The organism is Mycolicibacterium wolinskyi str. Jessa 2025, from assembly GCF_049241375.1.
GTDB lineage: Bacteria > Actinomycetota > Actinomycetes > Mycobacteriales > Mycobacteriaceae > Mycobacterium > Mycobacterium wolinskyi.
This window is the reverse complement of record NZ_CP185960.1, coordinates 351127-370254: the sequence shown is the minus strand read 5'-3', so window position 1 is coordinate 370254 and position 19128 is coordinate 351127. Positions and strand designations below refer to the sequence as shown.

Annotated in this window: 24 protein-coding genes; 5 read left to right on the top strand and 19 right to left on the bottom strand. The window is 63.6% G+C overall.

The annotated features are described in order from the left end of the window. Window positions 1-45: 45 nt before the first annotated feature. Together ACOI2T_RS01920 and ACOI2T_RS01915 are read right to left on the bottom strand one after the other, a co-directional pair. On the bottom strand, window positions 46-930 hold the full coding sequence (locus ACOI2T_RS01920; protein WP_409502416.1) for an NAD(P)-dependent oxidoreductase: 885 nt from the start codon (window positions 928-930) through the stop codon (window positions 46-48). Further along, complete coding sequence (locus tag ACOI2T_RS01915) at window positions 927-1793, bottom strand: NAD(P)-dependent oxidoreductase (protein WP_409502415.1); 867 nt, start codon at window positions 1791-1793, stop codon at window positions 927-929. Before ACOI2T_RS01915 ends, ACOI2T_RS01920 begins: the two co-directional genes overlap by 4 nt. A 103-nt stretch (window positions 1794-1896) precedes the next feature. Between ACOI2T_RS01915 and ACOI2T_RS01910 the strand changes: the two genes are divergently transcribed. After that, entirely contained in the window at window positions 1897-2235 is a 339-nt protein-coding gene (locus ACOI2T_RS01910; protein ID WP_067851531.1) for a winged helix-turn-helix transcriptional regulator, read from the top strand. Window positions 2236-2237: 2 nt separating this feature from the next. Here the strand turns inward: ACOI2T_RS01910 and ACOI2T_RS01905 are convergent, their stop codons facing one another. Both ACOI2T_RS01905 and ACOI2T_RS01900 read right to left on the bottom strand, forming a co-directional pair. After that, the gene (locus tag ACOI2T_RS01905; protein ID WP_409502414.1) at window positions 2238-2654 is read right to left on the bottom strand and encodes an MmcQ/YjbR family DNA-binding protein; all 417 of its coding nucleotides are present in this window, start codon (window positions 2652-2654) and stop codon (window positions 2238-2240) included. Then, a complete protein-coding gene (locus tag ACOI2T_RS01900) occupies window positions 2651-3151 on the bottom strand; it encodes a metallophosphoesterase family protein (protein ID WP_409502413.1) in 501 nt (166 codons plus the stop codon). The genes ACOI2T_RS01905 and ACOI2T_RS01900 overlap by 4 nt, the downstream gene beginning before the upstream one ends. Window positions 3152-3329: 178 nt before the next feature. Between ACOI2T_RS01900 and ACOI2T_RS01895 the strand changes: the two genes are divergently transcribed. From ACOI2T_RS01895 to ACOI2T_RS01885, 3 genes are all read left to right on the top strand, one after another. Beyond that, complete coding sequence (locus ACOI2T_RS01895) at window positions 3330-3683, top strand: Fe-S protein (RefSeq protein ID WP_409502412.1); 354 nt, start codon at window positions 3330-3332, stop codon at window positions 3681-3683. A 111-nt stretch (window positions 3684-3794) separates the two neighbouring features. After that, entirely contained in the window at window positions 3795-4208 is a 414-nt protein-coding gene (locus ACOI2T_RS01890; RefSeq protein WP_409502411.1) for a hypothetical protein, read from the top strand. A 66-nt stretch (window positions 4209-4274) separates the two neighbouring features. Further along, the gene (locus ACOI2T_RS01885) at window positions 4275-4448 is read left to right on the top strand and encodes a CsbD family protein (RefSeq protein ID WP_067851523.1); all 174 of its coding nucleotides are present in this window, start codon (window positions 4275-4277) and stop codon (window positions 4446-4448) included. Window positions 4449-4458: 10 nt separating this feature from the next. Here the strand turns inward: ACOI2T_RS01885 and ACOI2T_RS01880 are convergent, their stop codons facing one another. Next, window positions 4459-5121 carry a hypothetical protein gene (locus tag ACOI2T_RS01880; RefSeq protein WP_409502410.1) on the bottom strand — a complete coding sequence of 221 codons (663 nt, stop codon included), beginning with the start codon at window positions 5119-5121 and terminating at the stop codon, window positions 4459-4461. 332 nt (window positions 5122-5453) lie between these two features. Here ACOI2T_RS01880 and ACOI2T_RS01875 point away from each other — a divergent pair, with 332 nt between their 5' ends. Further along, a complete protein-coding gene (locus ACOI2T_RS01875; protein ID WP_409502409.1) occupies window positions 5454-6032 on the top strand; it encodes an LppU/SCO3897 family protein in 579 nt (192 codons plus the stop codon). Between the two features lie 217 nt (window positions 6033-6249). Here the strand turns inward: ACOI2T_RS01875 and ACOI2T_RS01870 are convergent, their stop codons facing one another. The 14 genes from ACOI2T_RS01870 to ACOI2T_RS01805 form a co-directional block, all read right to left on the bottom strand. Then, entirely contained in the window at window positions 6250-7431 is a 1182-nt protein-coding gene (locus tag ACOI2T_RS01870; protein ID WP_409502408.1) for a Fic family protein, read from the bottom strand. Window positions 7432-8126: 695 nt separating this feature from the next. Further along, on the bottom strand, window positions 8127-8576 hold the full coding sequence (locus ACOI2T_RS01865; protein ID WP_409502407.1) for a prevent-host-death protein: 450 nt from the start codon (window positions 8574-8576) through the stop codon (window positions 8127-8129). Between the two features lie 324 nt (window positions 8577-8900). Further along, window positions 8901-9191 (bottom strand): hypothetical protein, encoded by a 291-nt coding sequence (locus tag ACOI2T_RS01860; protein WP_409502406.1) that lies wholly within the window; start codon window positions 9189-9191, stop codon window positions 8901-8903. A gap of 26 nt (window positions 9192-9217) precedes the next feature. Then, entirely contained in the window at window positions 9218-12106 is a 2889-nt protein-coding gene (locus tag ACOI2T_RS01855; RefSeq protein WP_409502405.1) for a tape measure protein, read from the bottom strand. A gap of 279 nt (window positions 12107-12385) precedes the next feature. After that, the gene (locus ACOI2T_RS01850; RefSeq protein WP_409502404.1) at window positions 12386-12733 is read right to left on the bottom strand and encodes a terminase; all 348 of its coding nucleotides are present in this window, start codon (window positions 12731-12733) and stop codon (window positions 12386-12388) included. Between the two features lie 242 nt (window positions 12734-12975). Next, window positions 12976-13635, bottom strand: coding sequence for a hypothetical protein (locus ACOI2T_RS01845; protein ID WP_409502403.1), 660 nt, complete (start codon window positions 13633-13635; stop codon window positions 12976-12978). Between the two features lie 13 nt (window positions 13636-13648). Beyond that, window positions 13649-14056: a helix-turn-helix domain-containing protein gene (locus ACOI2T_RS01840; protein ID WP_409502402.1), complete on the bottom strand. Its 408-nt coding sequence runs from the start codon at window positions 14054-14056 to the stop codon at window positions 13649-13651. Between the two features lie 152 nt (window positions 14057-14208). Next, complete coding sequence (locus tag ACOI2T_RS01835) at window positions 14209-14916, bottom strand: DUF2637 domain-containing protein (RefSeq protein WP_409502401.1); 708 nt, start codon at window positions 14914-14916, stop codon at window positions 14209-14211. Beyond that, complete coding sequence (locus tag ACOI2T_RS01830; protein ID WP_409502400.1) at window positions 14913-16709, bottom strand: hypothetical protein; 1797 nt, start codon at window positions 16707-16709, stop codon at window positions 14913-14915. The genes ACOI2T_RS01835 and ACOI2T_RS01830 overlap by 4 nt, the downstream gene beginning before the upstream one ends. Next, window positions 16706-17098 (bottom strand): DUF2742 domain-containing protein, encoded by a 393-nt coding sequence (locus tag ACOI2T_RS01825; RefSeq protein WP_409502399.1) that lies wholly within the window; start codon window positions 17096-17098, stop codon window positions 16706-16708. Before ACOI2T_RS01825 ends, ACOI2T_RS01830 begins: the two co-directional genes overlap by 4 nt. Further along, complete coding sequence (locus ACOI2T_RS01820; RefSeq protein WP_421875668.1) at window positions 17095-17703, bottom strand: hypothetical protein; 609 nt, start codon at window positions 17701-17703, stop codon at window positions 17095-17097. Before ACOI2T_RS01820 ends, ACOI2T_RS01825 begins: the two co-directional genes overlap by 4 nt. Window positions 17704-17774: 71 nt before the next feature. After that, window positions 17775-18215 carry a hypothetical protein gene (locus ACOI2T_RS01815; RefSeq protein ID WP_409502397.1) on the bottom strand — a complete coding sequence of 147 codons (441 nt, stop codon included), beginning with the start codon at window positions 18213-18215 and terminating at the stop codon, window positions 17775-17777. A gap of 177 nt (window positions 18216-18392) precedes the next feature. Beyond that, window positions 18393-18908, bottom strand: a complete 516-nt coding sequence (locus tag ACOI2T_RS01810; protein ID WP_409502396.1) for a hypothetical protein — start codon at window positions 18906-18908, stop codon at window positions 18393-18395. Next, entirely contained in the window at window positions 18908-19072 is a 165-nt protein-coding gene (locus ACOI2T_RS01805; protein WP_409502395.1) for a MerR family transcriptional regulator, read from the bottom strand. Before ACOI2T_RS01805 ends, ACOI2T_RS01810 begins: the two co-directional genes overlap by 1 nt. Between the last annotated feature and the right edge of the window lie 56 nt (window positions 19073-19128).

Here is a 19128-nt window from a genome sequence, read left to right as displayed (position 1 = left end):
ACCTTACTTGTCAATACAAGTGTGGGAACTTCTTTACTCGTATACCTATGTGGCGAGCGACTCGCCTGCTCGGGCCCGCCGCACCGGAGCGATCCGGCTGATCTCGTCGGCGCCGTGCCCGGCCTCGACTGCGACGTCGACGTAGTCCCGGAACGCCTCGAGCGCGGCGGCGTCGAAGCCGGCCGCATGCGACGCCGCGATCAGATGCCGAACCGAGGCGGCCACCGACGACACCGGCGCGCTGGCGTCGTCGTGGCGTCCCGCCTCGACCCGTTCGGCGATCTCGCCGAAGATCGGCGGCAGGATCGCGGCGATGCCGTTGGCGTGCGGCAGCAACTCGCTCGGGGTGATGCCGTTCGACCCCGCCACCGCCAACGCGTGCACGAACCCGCTCACCGATGTCCAGAACAGGTCGAGCAGCGCCATGTCGAATGCGGCGGCACGTCCGACGTCCGCGCCGACCCACGTGCTGATGGCCAGCGTGTCGAACACCGGACGATGAGCATCGAAGATGTCCTGCGGGCCCGCGAAAAGGATGCTGGCGCTGGATGTTCCGATGGTGTCGGTGGGTGTCATGATCGCACCGTCGAGATAACGGCCGCCGCGGGCGGCGACGAGCTCCGCAGTGCGGTGCGACGCATCCGGGATGTCCGAGGAGAGCCCCACGATCACCCGGCCTGCCATCGCGTCGCCCGCATCGCCGAGCACCGCGTCCACCACGGCGTGGTCGACCACGTTCACCAAGGTGACATCACTGGCGGCGACGGCGGCGGCCGGCGTGTCAGCCCACACCGCTCCGCGAGCCAGCAGCGGGTCCGCTTTCGCCGGTGTCCGATTCCACACGGTCGTGCGATGGTCCGCGGCCACCAGGGCGCCGGCCAGCGCCTGCCCCATCGGGCCGAGTCCGAGCACGCTCACTGTCGCGGTCATGCGGCACGGATGCTTTCGAAGATGCGGGCGAAGCCCTCGTTGCCATGGCCTGCGTCGATCTGCCGATGGATGAGCCGTTGCACGACGTCGACGACTTCGGTGCTGATGCCCTGGTCGCGGCTGGCGTTGACGATGTCACTGATGTCGGAGAAGTAGAGGCTCTGCTGGCCGGGGACGCCGTAGTCACCGCCGTCGATGACCGCCGCGTACTCCGTGATCACCGGCACGACGGTGGCCAGCCAGTTGGCCGCGCGGGCCGCGAACTCCTTGGCGGGCACACCGGCTGCCGCGACCATCGCCGCACCGTGGAAGAACCCGGCGAACATCACGTACATCCCCGAGAGCAGGGCCAGGTCATACAGCGACGCCATGCCGGCGTCCTCACCGAAATACTCGGCAGTGCCCCATATTTCGAACAGTTCGCGATAGTCGTCGAACAGGGCTTGTGAACCGCTGTAGAGGATCGCGGACTGCGGCGTCGCGATCATCTCCGGCGTCGCCATGATGCCGCCGTCGAGATAGTCGGCGCCGAGCCCCGAGGCCCAGGCGGCGAGCTCACGAGCTCCCTCCGGGGACGTGGTGGTCAGGTTGACCACGCGCCGCCCGGCCAACTTGCCCGCAACCGGGTCGAGCACTTCGTGCACCGAGGCGTGATCGAACAGGCACACCACGACGACGTCGGCATCCAGCGCCTCGACCGGGGTCGGCACTGCGCTCGCGCCGTCGGCGACCAGGGCGGCGGCCCGTTCCGGGCTGCGGTTCCAGACGGTGACCGGGTGGCCGGCATTCAACGCGGTGCGGGCGAGCTTCGAACCCATCTCTCCCAGTCCGAGGAAACTGATCGTGTGCGGTGTGGTTGTCATGTCACCATCGTTCAAGCGACACTGACTTCACGACAAGTACCCACTTTAAAGTGCGATACTTACCTATTCGTAACTATTGGCCCTGAGCTGCAAGGACGACGAGATGAGTCAACTCGGCAAGTACACCTGCGGATTGGATGCGGCATTCGCGGTGGTGGACGGCAAGTGGAAACCGCTGATCCTGTGGGAGTTGCAGGCCGGCCCGAAGCGGTTCAACGCGTTGCACCGCAGCCTGCCCGGCGTATCGCAGAAGATGCTCACCCAGCACCTCAAGGAACTGCAGCGGCACGGCGTCGTGCATCGGGAGAGCTACCACGAGGTGCCGCCCAGGGTCGAGTACTCCATGACGCCCGCCGGCGAAGCTCTGCTGGATGCGCTTGAGCCACTGGGCGATTGGGCCACCAAACACATCGAGCTAATCTGCGCGGCCGAGGCCGGTTAGCGTCAGCCGCCGTGCTCGGCGAGCCATTTCTCCGCACGCCGTGACGAGGCCCGCGAAAGCCAGGCGTCCTGGATCAACTCGGCCAACTCGCCACGGCTGATTTCGCCTAACCGGCTCGCGCGCAACAGAACCGACGGATGGTCGTCGAATCGATCCGTGGTGAAGAACGGCGATCGCGGATCCTGCACGAGCGCGAGTTTGTCGCTCGCGCTCTCCACCCAGATCATGATCACGTCGGGGTAGCGCTCACCGGTGTCGGGGTCGACCGCATCGGGTTGGGGCGTGCGGAAGAAGACGAACGACTTACCGCCGACCTGATAGATCGGGTTGCCTTTGGGACCCTCGATCCGCTTGACGTAGGGCATCGAAGCGGCGATCTCGTGCACATCGTCCAACCGCGCGCGATCGCGTCGCGTCATCGCCGATCCAGCGCATGCAAGGTGACGTCGGAGAGCACACCGCCCGCCACCTGCGCCGTCATGTACGTGCAGTACGGTTGGCGCCGCCGATCGGTCGGCGAACCCGGGTTCAGCAGGCGCAGTCCGGTTTTCGCGGTGGTATCCCACGGAATGTGGCTGTGGCCGAACACCAGCACATCGGTGTCGGGGTAGTCCCTGGCCACTCTGGCCTCACGTCCGGTGGCAGCGCCGGTTTCGTGAACGACCGTGAAACGCAGGCCCGCCAACGTGACGTCCGCGCGCTCCGGGAGACGCCTGCGTAGTTCGTCGCCGTCGTTGTTGCCCCAGCAGGCGACGACACGGGCCGCACGCGCACTCAGCGCGTCGAGGAGGGCCGGCTCCACCCAGTCACCGGCGTGGATCACGACGTCGGCGTGGTCGACCTGATCCCAGACCTGCGCCGGGAGATCGCGGGCGCGCTTGGGCACGTGAGTATCGGCGATGAGCAACAGCCGCACCGATCCCACAGTACGTGACGTCGGTTGCGCAGACGCGCCACAGCAGTTATGACGAACCCTGGAATATGAACTGGTTCAGGTTTACTCTGGGCCGAAGTTGGCGCGTTTCGCTCCTTTCCCTAGCTGAGCGAGGCGCGCCGACCCTTGCGTGGCCCAGTGCACACCCTAGAATCCGGCCATGGATCTACTACGCAACGTAGTTGTTTACTTGCATCTGATCGGTTTCGCCGTGATGGTCGGCGCCTGGGTCGCCGAGGCGGCAGCCCGTCGCTTTCAGATCACCAAGGTCATGGACTACGGGATCACCCTGTCGTTGGTGACCGGCTTGGCCCTGGCAGCACCGTGGCCGGCAGGCATCGAACTCAACTACCCGAAGATCGGCGTCAAACTCGTCATCCTGATCGCCCTCGGTGCGGTGCTCGGCATCGGACGGGTGCGCGAGCGTCGCGCCGGACGGCCGGTGATGCCGCTGTTCATCGCCGCGGGCGTCTTGCCACTGCTCGCCGCCGGGATCGCGGTCCTGTGGACGTGAACCCGCACCAATCCTGATCTTGATCCAGCCTGTGCCCTGACGTTCACGTAAAGTCGGTTGCACAACGGTATTTGTCGGGGCAGGTACGGGTTGATGGGTCATAGACACGCGATGGCGACCGCCAAGGTCATGCGGACGGCAGCATTCACGGGTTGCGGTGCGCCGCATGGCGACGTCCGGGTTCGCGCCCGGCTCCGGCCCATTGAGCTCCCCCGCCAGTCGCACCACAAGTCGGTGCAGAGCCCGTGGCGGGGCCGGTACGCCGGGCAGATGCGGACGTCGGCGACGGCGGTGACCGGACGCTCACCGTGGATGAACGACCGCGTCTCGGTGCTGCTGCGACTCCTCGAAGAACACCATGGCCTGCATGTGCCGTGGGAGCTGGCGCGCGTCCAGGTGACCTGCCACATCGACCTGCTGTCGTCGGTGTTCCGGCTCAACCGCCAGGCCGCGCGGAAACATGTCACCGACGCGGTGCTGTACGAGATCGCCTGCGAGATCGCGGCGACCGTCACCTCGGAGTGAAAACCCCGAGCATCGGGTATCCCGCTAGTGCTTCAGTCCGAGTCGACATGCAATAGGGGGCCCACCATGGGCACGAACGACAAGATCAGCAACAAGCTCGATGACGTGGCCGGCAAGGCCAAAGAAGGAGTCGGGCGGGCTACCGGCGACCGCGACACGGAGAACGAGGGCAAGCTCGACCAGGCGAAGTCGAACCTGAAGGACGCCGGCGAGAAGATCAAGGACGCCTTCAAGAAGTAGCGAGTTCCGCTCAAAAGTCGATGAGCGCAAGGGTATAGAGCACCGCAACCGATGTGGGATCGAGCAGGCCCTGCCCCAGCACGGGGTAGACCTGATCATCGATCGCGCGTTGTGCGAGCGCAGCCCGCGTCGCGTACCAACACGTGGGGCACAAGCGGCCCAGCACCGCCAGCTCGTCGCCGTCACCGCTGATGAGTGTGTCGCCGTCGGCGGCCACGGTGACCGAATCCGCAACGAGCGCATCCAATTTGGCGCATACCAGGTCACGCATCGCCGCGGCGGCACGTGACAGGTCACGCATATCGGGCTCGCCGAGGCGGACGCGTTCATCGCGCGCAACGGACAGCAGGTAATCCTGCCCGTTGGTGAGGGCGACGCTTTCGCCCAGCGGCAAGGCGGTGTTGATCATCGCCAGCATCGACGTTTCCCGACGCACCGCGTGATAGCGCGCGACATCGCGAGCGAACCGCTCCGCATCGAGGCGCCCGGCCTCTTCGTCGAGGAGATGGCGATCCTCATCGGCATGGCGGTGGTCGTCCTTGGCCAAGTGGGGCAGTAACGCTTCGCTCGTCGTGTATCCGCTCAGGATGTCAGGAAACTGAATCGTCTGCCGGGCGGGAAGAAACAGGCCGCACTCGAATGCGTCGCCGACTCCGTCACGCTGCATGGCCATGCCCCTCCTCGCATTCCGAACCATCTCTAGGAGATTTGCTGATCACGCTGCGCCAGTTTCCTAGAGCTGCACATACGCGCTACACGTTCCACCGCACAGCAAATTTGTTCAGTGGCGTGACGATACGCTAAGTATCGGTGCATCAATCTGTCAATGCTCGGCTGTTATCACCCAATGATCGTGCGTGAACAGCTAGCTTCGAGCCATCGACCAATGGCAATTCCGGGCGTTTCAGCAATCCTCACCTGACTTGAAGACGGTCGACGCGCGCGCAGCAAACCATGTAGCTATGATCCATCTTTCAGATAACTGAGACCCAGGGGGGTTAGCTCATGATCGAGAACCAGACACCGGCACCGGCCAAGCAGCGCTGGTGGCGCAACAAGAAGGTCCGCATCGCGCTCGTCGTCATCGGCACCGCACTCATCCTCTTCGCCAAGTTCGGCCTCGCCGAGAAACGCGAGGAGCGCCGCGCGGCGTCGGAGGCCAAGCAGGAGATCAGCAGCTTTTCCGTCGGGGACTGCGTGACCATCAGCCCCGGCAAGCCGGAGACCGGCACGGACATCCACCGCAGCCCGTGCACCACCGATCCCAGCTACACCGTGGGCGCCGTGATGGAGACCGACCAGCCGTGCGCCAACACCAACTACATCGGCTACACATGGAGCATCGGCGACACCGACACCGTCGGCCGGCTCTGCCTCGTCGAGAACCTCACGGTCGGCCACTGCTACCACCCGCAGCCGGGCACCGACCTACTCGAACAACTCGACTGCGCCACGACCGACGACAAGGCCTACAAGGTCGTCCAGAAGCTCGACAGCGACGACGCGCAGGCGTGCCCGCCCGACACCAGCGCCTACAACTATCCGCTGCCGCCACGCACCTACTGCCTGGGCAGCACGCACTGAGACAAAACGAGGCGCGGTCGATGACCGCGCCTCGTTTTCGTGTGCGCGCCCGAAGGGATTCGAACCCCTAACCTTCTGGCGTATCTGACAGGACATCGAAAGTCCGTCGTAGTATGCGGAAGTATTGCAGCACTCCACTTTTCGCGGATTGCCGTTCACTATCGTTCACCGAAATTCGTGTCGATATGCTGGCGTTTGTGACGGGAAAGTAGCAGTTTCACTGGCGGTTGAGCACTCTCATCACTGGGTCGCACATGAATCCCTTCGCTCCGTACGCGAAGGTTCCAGACATTTCCCTCAATGCACCGAGTTCCACGAGTGTGGCGATGGCGTTCTTGGCCGGCGGATAAGTCACCCCATGCAGCTCAGTAACCATCGGGACCGTAATGATGGGGTATCCGAGGAGACTGTCTGCGACCGCGTTAACAACTCCACGCGCCTTCGCGATGCTGAGCCGCTGACGCAAATCAGCCTGAAATGCCAAAAGCTCTTCGATGCGTGCAACCCCGTCCTCAGCCTGGTGGTGCACCGCCTCACAGAAGAACCTGATCCACGCATCGAAGTCCCCGGTTGCGCTTATACGCAGGAGCAGGTCCTTGTACTCATCCTTCCGATCCTCCAACCAGGACGACAGGTTGAGCAGCGGGTAGGTCAAGGCGCCCTCGGTTACCAGCTGGAGAGTCACGATGAGCCGACCCAAGCGGCCGTTGCCGTCAGAAAAGGGGTGCAGCGTTTCAAACTGGTAGTGCGCCATCGCGATCTTCACCAGTAGCGGATACTCGTCTTCAGCGTGAATCCACTTCTCCCAATCGGAGACCCCTTCGATGAGAGCATCACCATGCGGAGGAGGGACAAACCGAGACGCTTCGATGCCTTTTGATCGCTCACCGATGTACACGTTCGATTCTCGAAGTCGGCCTCTATCCCAGCCATCTCCGCGAGTCCCCTTTACCAACGTCGCTTGGAGGGGCGCGATCACGTTCAGGCAGATCGGCTTGGATCGGATCAGATCCAGAGCAAGTTCAGCTGCGCGCACGTAGTTGAGAACCTCGCGCACCTCGGCCCGTCGATTCTCCTCTTCGATGTAATCGGCCTCTAGAACCTCTTCCAGCGTGGCGTGGGTTCCTTCGAGGGCTGAGGTGCTCTGCGCTTCGCGGCGCAACGCGGGCCGCACCAACAGACCTGGGTCGGGAAGGCGCTTAACAGCGAAGTCGAGGCGGCCAACCGACATGCTTGCCTTATCCGCCAGCTTGTGTGCACCCATCGAGAGCTGAATACTCGACGGCAGGGGCGCTGGCACGAAGGCGAAGTGGTTGTAGTCCCGATTGAGGAAAGCGTCGTGACCTGAGATCGCAACCAACTTGCCCACCGGCGAATTGATGAAGTCTTCTACCTGCACGAATATACCTTTCGCCAAGATCCTCTAACAGAACCAGATCCGTTATAGGTTAGGCGGCCAGCCGACCAACCTGCTATAGCTTTTCCCAAGAAACTATAATAGATGAACTAGGCGTTATACCTTCTGCGCACTTAAATCACGGAACGGTCACGGTCCCCATGCTCAGCGGGACACCCCTTGGCGGGATGTCTCTCGAACCTCGAACCCCGATCCCGCCCGCCACGACCTGGAGCCGTTCTGCTATCGCCAGAACGGCTATTCGCCCTGCTCTATCCAGTACTCCTGAAGTCGGGCAACCGCCTGCTCTGCGGTCATCTGACCGATGTCTTCCCACTCCAGCCCCACCAGGCGGTGCAACTTCTCTGCGACACCAGCAGGGATTTCGCGAGCGCTGTCCGATTCAGGTTCTACCCCAGACGGGCGAGGGGGCAGAACCCCTTCGCTCACGCACCGCCAGAACGATTCCTTAGTGACGCAGAGTTGGTCACGAAGGATGTGGGACCACAACTCGGATCCATACTGCTCGTTGCTAATTGGTCGCGAGATCCTTGTGCGGAGGACAGTGCCGTCCGCAAGTTCCAGCTCGTAGGTGGCATGGTGACGCACCTTGCGGCCTTTAGCGTTGGTGACGACTGACCATCGTTCAGTCAGGCAGAACTTTTGGTGATCCGCGCTTGATCCGTTGGGGTAGCTGGTCACCGTTCAGCCGAATAGATCCATTCGCGCAACTGCTCATCGTTGGATAGCTTCACAAAGTGTGCGAAGTACTCGTTCGCCTCGTGGTTCGGAGCGGCGTGCAAGTGGTCGGCCCAATCATCGGCGTATTCGCGCATCGCTTCGATGAGGTCCGCCGACGCTTCGTCGAAAGAGGCACCTTCGCCTAATACCGGCAGTCCAGGAAGGCGGATGCACCAGCGCCCATCCTCACTGCTTGCAACCGCCATGTGGGGTTCGATCAACCGCGCCAACATGTGACGAAGACGCCCCAATTCCACTAGTGCCGTGGCAGGGCGTGAGCCTCTCTCCTCCACGATGGCCACGCCACCAGCCTCGGCCAAGTTCAGCAGATTGCCCATCGTGATTCCGCGCGCCAGAGAGCGGCGGTAGCTCTCAACCTCGGGATGTCTGTCGATTACGGCGCTCACCAAACCACCTCCCGATCAGAACTTTCATCGCTTGTTGACAAGCTACCCAAGAGAACGTAGAGCAACACTGCGATGTTCCGCGAATCGTAACGGACGAATACGAACAACCATGGCATTACGTATTCGGCAGGCATGTCCTTTGGCCTTATCAGCGGACTCACCGGAATTCTCCGAGCCAGGAGGATGCCCAACGTCACGATGCAGTCGCGATATATCGAAGGCGGGCGCGTCGTCCTGGTCTTGTTCGTCTTGCATCTGTGCGTGCAGGATCCAGTCCGCTTGCCGCAAGTTGTCGTCGCCGACGAAGGGGGATCGACCCCACGCTTATCGCTCGTCCGGTTCGTAGAGCACGGCTGCGAGCTGTTTCAATATCTGCTCCTCAACGAGATCGGTGTTGTCTTCAGCCCGCGACAACGCCAGCCCATGGACAGTGCCGGCAAGAACGGAGGCGATCCCCCGCCAACAGGCGGCGCAGTCGCCGACTTCGGCTTTGATCTGTGCCTCGGCGTCATCGTCGTCTCGGACGTCGGCCAGGACGAGCCTCAGCGCGCGTGGCACGTCATAGCGGATGGCGATGCGTTCGGGATCTTGCTCGGCGCAACGGTCGTCGGTCATGTTGTGTTCTCCTTGCCGGGTAATCATCACGGGCGTCCTTGGTATTGCAGGGCATTTCGGCGTTGCAGCCTGGTGAGTTCGTCGACAACACCTGCGGGGTCCATGCCGTTGATGCCGCCGTGGATGGTGATGCCGCCACCTTCGGCGGGGTGCAGGTCTTCAGGGTTGGGGGCTTGAATGTTGACCTGCGGTGGCGTCTGGAGTTGGGGCGGGGCCTGGGTCCCTACGGGTTGCTGGCCTGCGGCTTCCGGTTGTTGGCCAGGCTGCAGGGCCTTTTCGAGGGTGGTGGTGGCGGCCGGCATCAACCCTTGCGGCATGAACGCTGTCGGGTCAGTCGACAGCCAGCGCGGCGCACCGAACGGGGTCAACTGCTCAATCAGAGCGTCCGTACCGATACCGAGCATCTCGAAGCCGTAGGAGACGCCGCGTTTGGCGGCGTTGGCGCCCAACCCGATCGCGAACGCCGCCGCGGGCCCGGCGGCTTGACCACCCGCACCGAACGATCCCGCTGTGGCGGCAGCGGACGCTGCAGTAGCAGCTGCGGAGGCTGCTTGGTCGATGAGCCCGTTGATGGCCTCAGCGCCCATGTTGTACAGACCAGACACGAAGCTGGTACCAGCAACACTGGTGTTGCCCGCACCGGCGGGAATGTAGCCCTCGGTGCGGACGAGGTCCGAGGGCTGAGCACCGGCTGGGCCTGCGATGTCGCCGCCGAGGGCGTGCAGTTGTTCTGGGGTGGGTCCGGGCATGTAGTTCGGGCCGGCGGTGCCGTGCTGCATGGTGGCCGGGTCGATACCCTGCTTGGCGAGTTCCTCAAGTTGTTCGGCCGTCAGGATCAGCTCCGGTTTGCCGGTCAAGTTCTGCGCCAACGTCATACCGGGTTGCAGCCACCCGCCCTGGTCGAACTTCGCCCACGCGATGTGGACGTGATCACCGTGGTATCCGGCTTGATCCATCGTGTACACGTTGCCGAACGGACCGGTGACCTTGCCGTTCTTGACGTTTCCGGCCCACCCGTCAGCATCGAAGATGATCTCAGCCAGGCTGCTGCCGAAGTTCTGCGACATGTACGCGGCGAACGCGCGCATCTTGTCGACGGGGCCGCCATAGTCCCCAGCCTGCCCGGATCCGTGATACCCGTCGTCACCCGGGCGAGTGCCTGACGTCTTGGTGAGCCCGAATCTCGCGGCGATCTGATCAACGACCGCCCCGGTCAACCCTGCTGCCGGTTTCACCAGCGACTGGCCCGGCGCCGGTCGTCCCCCTGACGTGCTGCCAACCCCGAGGAGCCCGCCCAGGTCGCTGGGGGCAACAACCTGGGTGCCCGAGGGGACGCCGCCCAGCACACCGCCTGGACCGAAAATGTCGCCGCTGCCCGATACCGGGCCCTGAATCTTGGTGGGATCCGGTGGCGGCGGACCTGCCGGGACGCCAAGCAGCCCGCCGAGGTCTTCGGAACTCTGCTGCGAGGGAACAGGATTCAGTCCGGGCAGATTGATCCCGGCGGCCCCGACCCTGGCCAGCCAGGCGTCCAGTGATTCGCCCTGCCCGCGGGCGGGCACGTCGGGCCCGCCCATCGAGAAGAGTGCGAACAGTCCCGCCGACGCGGCGGCGATCGCCCCGAGAAATGGGCCCAAGGCAACTGATGCTGCGGTCGCTCCAGCCGCGGCGGACGCTGGGAGTGTTGTCCGCAAGAGGGTGCTGATGCCGGTCAGTGCCGTGGTGACCGACGAAATCGCGCCGGCCCCGATAGTCAGCGCTTTCCACGACGCGAACGCAATCACCGCACCCTGAATCAGGCCGGGATGCTGCTTGAGGAAACCGGCGACGTTGCCGAGCGCGCCAGCGAGATCCCTAGCGACGTCAACCCCGACATCGAAGTACTCCCTGATGTCGTCCTGGTGCGCGACCACCCAGGCGCCCATCTCGTCGAGTTCGTCGGTGATGCGCTGCACCGCGGCCGCGGCGTCGGATCCCTCCTTGAGTGGATCCATGCCGAGGATGGGGCTGAGGAGGTTGGCGCCGAGTCGGGCGATGGAGGCTTTCATGTTCTCGATCGACCCGGACAGGCTTTCGCCCATTTCCTTTGCGGCGCCGCCGATGTGGGTTTCGATGGCGGCCTGAAACGACGCGGCATCAACCTCGCCGTCCTCCACCATCTTGGAGAATTCTTCGGCGGTCACCCCGTACTGTTCGCGCAGCCACGTGAAGATCGGCAACCCGCGGTCGGCGAGCTGCTGCAGATCATCGGTGTAGGCCTTGCCGTTGGTCTGCACCTTGTTGAAGATCGACGCCATATCCTCAAAGCTGGTGCCCGCCACCGCGGCAGCATCCGCCGTCACGGACAGATACTTGGTCAACTCCTTGCCCGGTTTGATACCGGCCGCCACCGACGACGCAGCAGCATTCGCCGCCTTATCCAACGAAAACGCCGTTCCCTTCACCGATTCCGTGGCGGAATCCATGATGGTATTGACTTCCTCGACGGAGTTGCCCAACGCTTTCAGCTTGAACCGGGCATTGTCGATGTTCTTGAGTCGCTCGAAACCCGAAGTGAGCGAATACGTCAGGGCACCGACCGCGGCGGTAGCACCGGCAGCGGCAGCCGTGATACCGAGTTTCATGCCCGCCCCGATGCCCTTGCCGATGGGCCGGCCGATCGCCTCACCGATCCGCTCCCCACGAATCGAGGACTTCAGGGCCCGCTCGTACGCCTGGGCGGCTTCAGTGCCCGCACGGGCCGCCGAGCTCTTGGTGCCGGAAAGGCCCGATTCGAGATTCCGGCCGATCGTTTTCGCGGACCGCGCCGCCGACTTATCGGCCTCGGCGAACGCTTTGTTGATGTCCCGGACAAGCTGCCGGGTCTCCCCGGTCAGGCTCACGTACGCAACCGCAAGCTCGATACCGTTCGCCATTACTGTGACCTCCAGGTACTTTGGCTGGGCCTGAAGGGAATTCGTTTCCTCTACGCTTTAATCAACTTCCTGACTTGCGAAACCGCGAGGCGTCAAAAGGGCAGTAACCATCAACCTCATACGGCGCCAACACCGCGCCCACATTCTCCTGAGCCCACGCCTCACGAGCAGCGCAAAACTCAGCGAACGCCGCCCCCCACGCCTCAGATGTCCGGTACCGAAACCCCTCGAACACCACCAAATCCGTGCTCACCACGTCGACACCGCGGCGACGACGCCTCACGAGACTGCCCCCCGGATGCCATACCGCCGGCCAGCTCCGGAAGCAGCCTCGTCAGCCGGAATAGCCAACGCAGCCAGCAATTTAGTCAGCGCCAACCGCTGCTGCCGAAGCTCAACCAACCCCGGATGCACCCGCAAACCCTGCGGAGACTCATTCAGCACCCCATCCCGGTCCACCCGAGCCTGCAACGCGTCGATGCCGTTGACGGTTCGGCACGCCTCACGAAGAATCGCCAACTCGTGCTCATCAAGCTCGAAGTCGGCAACCACCGAATTCCACAACAGCAACCCCGAACCCGACAGGCCAGCAGGCGTAACGGGCAGTTCAGGCTTCTTCTCCGCCATCAGCTACCTCCATCCAGCAAATAGGGTCGATTTTTTTGAGGTGACCCACACACACGGCCGTCTATGCCCTGAGGGGCGCGAGACGGGGGCTGGTCGGGGGACCCCGCCCTGGGTGTTGTTCGGGTGCGGCGGTGGCGCAGGTAAACCTCTAGGCGTTTCAGCAGTGTTGTTGCCATTGTGAAGGTCCTTGCCCACGGAATGCCCGTGTATCGGTGGGTTTGACGCCGGTCCGCCGCAAGCCATTAGGACAGCCCGAGGCGTTGGGCCATGACGTCGCCGAGCGAGGGGACGCCTTGTGGTGTGCCGTGCTTGTGCTGCTGTGTGTTTGGAAAGCCTGCCGAGAACGGGAGGTCCAATGCTGGCGCCGCGTACCTCGCGACGTTGGCCAACGCGTTGTTGGAGTAGCGGGCGAGCGCGGCGAGGTCTTCCAGGTCGTCGCGCGTGGTTGCGTTGCGGCTGAGGAAGTCGTCTTTGATCGAGGACCATCCTCGAACGAGCGCTTTCTCCAAGACTGCCGTCGCGAGGATGTTGTCGCCGCTGCGCAGCGCCGATTGGTAGAGCTGCTCGGCTTCGTCGTTGTCTTCGAGTTCGCGGGCGCGGGCTTGTGCGTCGCGGAATGACACGATCTTGGCGGGGTCGCTGCTGGCTGAGGGTGAGAGCCCGAACACGCGTCGCTCGAGTTTTTCCTTGGTGGATTTGACGGCGGCTTTTTCGCGGGCGTGCAGGGCGCTCATCTGTTCGGTGAGTTGGTGGTGGAGGGGTTCGAGGCGTTCCCGCTTGCCGACGGGTGTGAGGTTCGGGTCGTCGGCGACTTCGGCGTGGATCCGGGAGAACTCTTCGGCGAGTTGTCCGGCTTCGTCGCGGTACCCCTCAACTTCGGCTTGCAGAGCTTCGAGACTCATATCATCTTCTCCTTCAGGCGATTAGAGCGATGCTGTTGGGGTTGACGAGCCAGCGGGCTCCTACGAATTCGGCGTGGAGTCGGCCGGTTGCGCACCACTTGCGGACGCACCGGTCGGTGACGTTCAGCGCTTGGGCTGCTTCTTTGGTGCTCATCCACATATCTGATTGTGTCGTGTTCTGTTGCCCTACAGTATGATTCGTTCCGCAGTCGGAACGGAGCGCTGATAGATGGAGTGCGGCGAACGCGACGTAGGCGTCAGGGTCGGTGTCGCGCAGCTTGATTCGCCGGTCGGCCGTCATGCCGGCTTGCTCGTTGAGCAAGCGAGCGATCCGGGGCGGGATGATGACGGATCCGTCGGCGGTGATGCGCTGGGCGATCCGCACCTCCAGCGACGGGGCCGGGTGTCGGGGTTGTGTCACCGCGGCTCACCGCCCTGTTTGGCAAGCGTGCTTGCCATTCTGGCAATCGCGTGTGTCCAGCGAATGCGGCTGGTGCTGCCAGCCGTGCCGCGGGCAGCCTGCGTGACAGAACGGATTGCGGTCACTGACGGTGCACACCAGCTGCTTGACGCTCACGCGGTTGCCTCCTGGTGTTTGAGAATTCGGGTGACGGTGGAATATCCGACGCCGAGTCGGCGGGCGATCATGCTCGGAGCGGTACCAGCAGACTGTTCGGCGAGGACTTCAGCGACACGCTCGGGTGCGATGCGCACGACGCCTAGCGTGACGAGGCGCTGGGCGATGGCAAGGTGCGCACCGTTGTGCACAGGGACGTTGGGGGTTTCTTCACATGCCACGGGCTGGTCGTCTGCTGGCGCGATGACCTCGTTGAGAATGTCCGCAGCGGCGGTGTCCTGCATGTGTAGCTGTGCAGCACGTTGAGCATTGGTGAGCGCCAAGAGTGCAACGGTGCTGCCGGTCATGCCCAAATCGATGATCAGTGGCGCGATCCACGCGACGACGGGGGCGATGCCGGCCCAGGTGATCACGAGGTCCTGCAGTGCGATGAAGTTGAGCACGAATGCGCCGAGGGCGAGCGCAACCACGATGATCAGAGCGCAGCGGTATGCGGCGCCGACGATGCGCGCTTGCACCAGGACATGCACTCCGTAGGTGGCGCACAGTTGGATCATCACGATGACAAACGCGAGCACTGACGCGATCACGGGCGAGCGGGCGCTGCCGAGGATGGCGTGCGCGACTACACCGAGGATGGACACCGCTGCGGAGCCGAGGAGCCAGGTCCAGAAGAATCGGCGGGCGGCATGGTCGGCATTCATGCTGACTGCCCTTCTGTCGATTCCGGCGCCGCGAGGGCCCAGATCCTTTTGACGGCGCTGTCCCCTTCGGCGGGTATCGATGAGACGCGATCGTGGGCGAGGGCGGCGTGACGGACAGCGGTCCAGGAGTATCCGGCGGTCTGGGCAGCCGCCCGAAAGGCTTCCCGGTCTATCTCGGTGGTGTCCTCGGGTAGCCCGTCGATGTAGTTGCTGACCCACTCTGTCGCCGGCTGGAAGGTTGCGGGCCGGTTGCCGCTGATGTCCCAGACTGATGTGCGGGGCGTGCGCTTGATGACTTTCACGTCGGGGTGCCGGCTGGCGGCGGTGCGGAGGGCTTCGATCGGGTATCCGGCAGCCTGCCCGGAGGTGAAGACAGCAAACGAATCGACGGTCTCGTGGCCAGCGTTCTGGAGTTCGGCGATGTGGTTGGCGAACCATTGCCGAGCAGACAGGGTCGGCTCTTGGATCCCCAGCGACCTGCGGGAATCAAGGTCAGTGACGGTAGCGGGCTGGTCATGGGTGACCGGAGTGCTCACGCATTCTGACCTGCTGTTTTCATGGGTGACCGGAGTGGTCACGCATGACCAGTAAGTGAAGGTTCGGCCGTTGTAGTCACCCTCCCGTGACGAGACGCTCCCCTCGGCCGCCAGCAAAGCTATCGCTTGATCGAACAGTTCGCGCTTCTCCTTGCGGCCGAGGCGGCGACGTAGATCGCCCTCGGTCACTTCGCGGTCGCGTTCGAGCATCCGCAGGATCGATCGCTTCACCGTCTCCAGGCGGCTGGCGTCGTAGAAGTCCTCCCCGGCTGCTCGGGCAATCGCCCGGTCGCGCACCTTTGCTCGTTCGGCGCGCTTGGCCTGATCGAGGATCCAATCGCGGGTGCTGTCTGAGACCTCCATGACGGACTCAGAGAGCTGCCAGTCCGTCTCGCTGACGACCATCCGGTGGTGCATGACAGCCAGCACCGCGGCCACCTTGAGGCGGGTCAGTAGTCGATGCCCGTCGAGGGCCTCACTGTCGCCTCGTTGGCGGGCGATGTGGGCGGCGATCACGGTCTGGGCGATTTCCTCAGGGCCGTACTCGATCTCCACCGGCTCGGTGCTCAGGCGCGCCCACGAGGGCAACGCGGTGTTGAGCGGGTCCGGATCGGCGGCCGGGGTGGCCGGCATGTCCGGGTCGGTGGTGGGGAACCACAGGAACCGCTGGGGGGTGCCACCACTGGTGTCCGAGAAGATCACTCCGCAGTGACCGGGCTGGGCGCCGACCGATAGGCAGCAGCGATAACTGTGGGCCTGGACGATCCGAGTGGTGGCATCACTGGCGTTGGACTGTCCGAGCAACTCGCCCATCGCCATGCTCTTGAGCTGAGCCAACAGGATGGAGCCTTGCCTGCCCGCGATACCGGCCAAGGTGTCGATCTCAGGGACGCTGAAGATCGCCCGCGTAATCGCCTCCTGGCCTTCCTTCTTCGGGGGCATGAACGTGGCGGCGATACCCTCACCGGACCCGATCGGACGCTCGATGATCGGGGCTGGCCAGACTTCGCGAGCGACCTTGTCGGAGATGCCCTTACCTCCACCTGACGGGGAGACGAACGCGGCCAGCAGGTTCAAGCTCGCGCGGCCACCGATGATGCCGGGCAACTGCACCTCGGGTCCGGTGGACGCAGCGACTCGGAGCAGGACCGCACCGAACACGGCCCACGGGGCGGCGTAACGGGCGCGTGCCCAGTGGTAGATGGCGGTCAGTTCGGGTGTGGCGTTGAAGAACTCGGTCTCATTGGCCTCGGTCATGCAGACCTCTTTCGGGGTAGGTAGGCGGTGCCGCGGCCGGATTGGATGCGTTGTGCGAGGGCGTTCCAGTCGGCGCTGGCGGCGATCTTTTTGCCGGCGTCGGCAAGATGTTCCTGTCCGATCTCTGTGCGCAGCACGTGGTGTTCACCGGCGACGGCCAACGACAACAGTTTTCGTGGGTCGGAGTCGGACAGTGCGCACCATGAGGGCGTGCCTGCCACGGGGATATCGTTGGCGTTGGCGACCATCGCGGTGATGAATTGGTGGACTGGCCACCAGGCGACCTGGCGTGAGTCGGTGTTCCATTCGAGAACAGCTTCGGAAGTTGTTGTTGCGGGAGTGCCCGCCCCAGCGTTGGGGCGGGCCTCCAGATTCCGATCACCGGTCACGATGCTCCCGGCAGTGCTCGCGCCGCGTACTCGTTGAGTACCTCGATCATCTCGGGGTTGACGTCGTCGATCACCGCAACGAGCTTGATCAACATTTCGGCCAGGGCCTTGCGCTGTTGCCTCAGCAGGCTGGCGTGCCGCTGACGCAGGCAATCGAGGCAATCTCCTGGCGTCCACCACAGACCGGTGTCGGGATCTTCGTATTCCTGCTCATAGAGATCGTCGTTTCCGACCTGTTTGGGAGCGCGCTGCTGCGTGATATCGACACCATCGCGGCGGACCTCGGGAATATCGATCCACTCGCCACACATCGCCTGGAACCGCTTCTTACCGGCCTCGCGTGCCCTGTCCTCGTAGCCCTTCCACCAGATGTGTTTCGTGAGGGGATTGCGTGGGAGCCCGTGCCGGTACTCGTCGCGAATCCTCTCGCGGTATTCGAAAGACCAGCCACCGATCTCGTCGTCCCCTAGGGCTACGAGCTGCTTTTTCTCGTCCCAGTCGTTGGCGTCGTCCAGGAGGGCGTGGGTTGTGACCTTGTTGCACACCGGGCATTTGAGGTCACCGAGAGAACGTTCCCAGTTCCGGTCGCCCCAATCGCCGCGCAAGTTCCGGGCCCTTTTGTAAGCCCGGAGGTTTCCGCACGAGCAGCAGAGCGCTTGTCGCCGCAGATCGCTGGTCATCGGGTCACCTCGATCGCGTCTGCGATGGAGTCCAGCGCGGCACGCAAGTAGTCACCAGCATTGCCTGGTACCAAGCGGAGCGCGTTGTATGCCTCAAAGACGGCGTTTTTCGCCGCAGCGAGCCTGCTGTCGGTGTTCGGAGTGTTTCCCGCCCACGTGTCGGCGAGGTCGGCGCCACTGTTCAGCAGGGCGGCGAGCTCGCGGGCCTGCGTGGCGGAAAGACCGTTGTGCAGAACGTCGACATCGATTAGGACGTCGATGCAGCCGAGGGTGCCGTCCTGGCGCTGTTCGGCCAGCACCGTCACGCAGGGATTCAGCAGCAGATCGTTGGTGAGGGGAATCGTGCCGACTTCTCGGTAGACGTCGCGTTGGCCGCCGATCCACAGGTCGGGTTCGCCGCCGGGAGGTACCGGGAGGTCGGTGGGTTGTGTAATCATTGGTAGTACCTGCTTTCTTCAAGGGATTTGTGGGTGTGAGCGGCCTCCGCCAGGTGTTGTCGCACCTGGGTTTCCGGGGGCCGTTCTGATTGGGCGAAGATCCTCGGTGGCGTCGTCGTTCGACCAAGCCGAGGTCATCGAGTGCATCGCGGGCACACTGATCCCGAACCGGCCCGATCACCTGCGCACCTGCGCCTTGCACTTGCGGACAATATTTGCGCGGGACAAATCGCCCTCGGACCTGGCCTCAGCGAGCGCTTCCTCGAATTGCTCATCGGAGACGCTGGCCATCACGGTGATGTCCTGCAGCTCAACAGGATCGGGAACGAGTTCCTCGACAGTGATGACCGGCCGGTCAACGTGAGACGGACGCCTACGGGTGCCCCTGTCAACGTTGTTGGCCGCCGTCTCCCCAGTGGGATCGCTGTACGAGATGACTCGGGCGATATCCGGGTTGGCCAGCATCTGGCGGCGCTGCTGGGCGGTCAGCTGCACCGTGTTGACCAAGAACGCTTCGAACGGGAAGCCGTTCTTCTCGACACGGCGCTTGTACTCGCGGACCATGCGGCTGACCTTGGACGGCGATATGGATACACCGCAGTTGGCCAGCAGCTTGTGCGCATGAGTTACCAGGGCCTCGGCGCTCGTGGTTCCGCCGATCGGGGCTTGCATCTGCAGAGCAGGTGGGGACATCAGGCCGCGTTCTCAAGCTTGGCGATGTACTCGGCGATCTGCTTGTCCGTGCTGCGCCGGAGCTTGCCGATGCGCACAGATCCCAGTTCACCGCTCGCCCACAGCGCAAATACCGTGCTTCGACCGACGCTGAGCTTTGCCGCGACGGCCCTCCAATCGTTCATTGCCGCTCCTAGTTGTCTTGTGTGTGTTGAACGCGTTCATCTGCGTTCTATGTCTA

Coding starts and splice junctions, on each gene's coding strand:
- ACOI2T_RS01920 (WP_409502416.1), bottom strand. CDS start 930: ATGACCGCGACAGTGAGCGTGCTCGGACTCGGCCCGATGGGGCAGGCG.
- ACOI2T_RS01915 (WP_409502415.1), bottom strand. CDS start 1,793: ATGACAACCACACCGCACACGATCAGTTTCCTCGGACTGGGAGAGATG.
- ACOI2T_RS01910 (WP_067851531.1), top strand. CDS start 1,897: ATGAGTCAACTCGGCAAGTACACCTGCGGATTGGATGCGGCATTCGCG.
- ACOI2T_RS01905 (WP_409502414.1), bottom strand. CDS start 2,654: ATGACGCGACGCGATCGCGCGCGGTTGGACGATGTGCACGAGATCGCC.
- ACOI2T_RS01895 (WP_409502412.1), top strand. CDS start 3,330: ATGGATCTACTACGCAACGTAGTTGTTTACTTGCATCTGATCGGTTTC.
- ACOI2T_RS01890 (WP_409502411.1), top strand. CDS start 3,795: ATGGCGACCGCCAAGGTCATGCGGACGGCAGCATTCACGGGTTGCGGT.
- ACOI2T_RS01885 (WP_067851523.1), top strand. CDS start 4,275: ATGGGCACGAACGACAAGATCAGCAACAAGCTCGATGACGTGGCCGGC.
- ACOI2T_RS01880 (WP_409502410.1), bottom strand. CDS start 5,121: ATGGCCATGCAGCGTGACGGAGTCGGCGACGCATTCGAGTGCGGCCTG.
- ACOI2T_RS01875 (WP_409502409.1), top strand. CDS start 5,454: ATGATCGAGAACCAGACACCGGCACCGGCCAAGCAGCGCTGGTGGCGC.
- ACOI2T_RS01860 (WP_409502406.1), bottom strand. CDS start 9,191: ATGACCGACGACCGTTGCGCCGAGCAAGATCCCGAACGCATCGCCATC.
- ACOI2T_RS01855 (WP_409502405.1), bottom strand. CDS start 12,106: ATGGCGAACGGTATCGAGCTTGCGGTTGCGTACGTGAGCCTGACCGGG.
- ACOI2T_RS01850 (WP_409502404.1), bottom strand. CDS start 12,733: ATGGCGGAGAAGAAGCCTGAACTGCCCGTTACGCCTGCTGGCCTGTCG.
- ACOI2T_RS01845 (WP_409502403.1), bottom strand. CDS start 13,635: ATGAGTCTCGAAGCTCTGCAAGCCGAAGTTGAGGGGTACCGCGACGAA.
- ACOI2T_RS01835 (WP_409502401.1), bottom strand. CDS start 14,916: ATGAATGCCGACCATGCCGCCCGCCGATTCTTCTGGACCTGGCTCCTC.
- ACOI2T_RS01830 (WP_409502400.1), bottom strand. CDS start 16,709: ATGACCGAGGCCAATGAGACCGAGTTCTTCAACGCCACACCCGAACTG.
- ACOI2T_RS01815 (WP_409502397.1), bottom strand. CDS start 18,215: ATGATTACACAACCCACCGACCTCCCGGTACCTCCCGGCGGCGAACCC.
- ACOI2T_RS01810 (WP_409502396.1), bottom strand. CDS start 18,908: ATGTCCCCACCTGCTCTGCAGATGCAAGCCCCGATCGGCGGAACCACG.
- ACOI2T_RS01805 (WP_409502395.1), bottom strand. CDS start 19,072: ATGAACGATTGGAGGGCCGTCGCGGCAAAGCTCAGCGTCGGTCGAAGC.